At 45.1% G+C, this 665-nt stretch carries 1 protein-coding gene; it reads left to right on the forward strand.

Annotated features, from left to right (window positions below; all coding sequences use genetic code 11):
• The coding region (locus I6E69_RS20485; RefSeq protein WP_197122228.1) for a GTP-binding protein at positions 1-665 on the forward strand (665 nt) is incomplete at its 3' end.

Consider the following 665-nt stretch of genomic DNA (forward strand, 5'->3'; position numbering starts at 1 on the left):
ATGGCAAAAGAAAAGTTTGAACGCGTAAAACCGCACGTAAACGTTGGTACAATCGGCCACGTTGACCACGGTAAAACTACACTAACTGCAGCAATCACTAACGTACTTGCAAAAGTATACGGCGGTGTTGCTAAAGATTTCGCATCAATCGACAACGCTCCAGAAGAGCGCGAACGTGGTATCACTATTTCAACGTCTCACGTTGAATACGATACTCCTACACGTCACTACGCACACGTAGATTGTCCTGGTCACGCCGATTATGTTAAAAACATGATCACTGGTGCTGCTCAAATGGATGGCGCGATCTTAGTAGTTGCTGCGACAGATGGCCCTATGCCACAAACACGTGAGCACATCCTTCTTTCTCGTCAAGTTGGCGTTCCTTACATCGTTGTGTTCATGAACAAATGTGACATGGTTGATGACGAAGAGCTACTTGAACTAGTAGAAATGGAAGTTCGTGAACTTCTTTCTGAATACGATTTCCCAGGTGATGACTTACCTCTAATCGCTGGTTCTGCGCTTAAAGCGTTAGAAGGCGAGAAAGAGTGGGAAGATAAGATTGTTGAGCTTGCAAACGCACTTGATTCTTACATCCCAGAGCCAGAGCGTGACATCGATAAGCCATTCATCATGCCTATCGAAGACGTTTTCTCAATCCA

It is taken from the genome of Pseudoalteromonas sp. NZS100 (assembly GCF_015864815.1).
GTDB lineage: Bacteria > Pseudomonadota > Gammaproteobacteria > Enterobacterales > Alteromonadaceae > Pseudoalteromonas > Pseudoalteromonas distincta.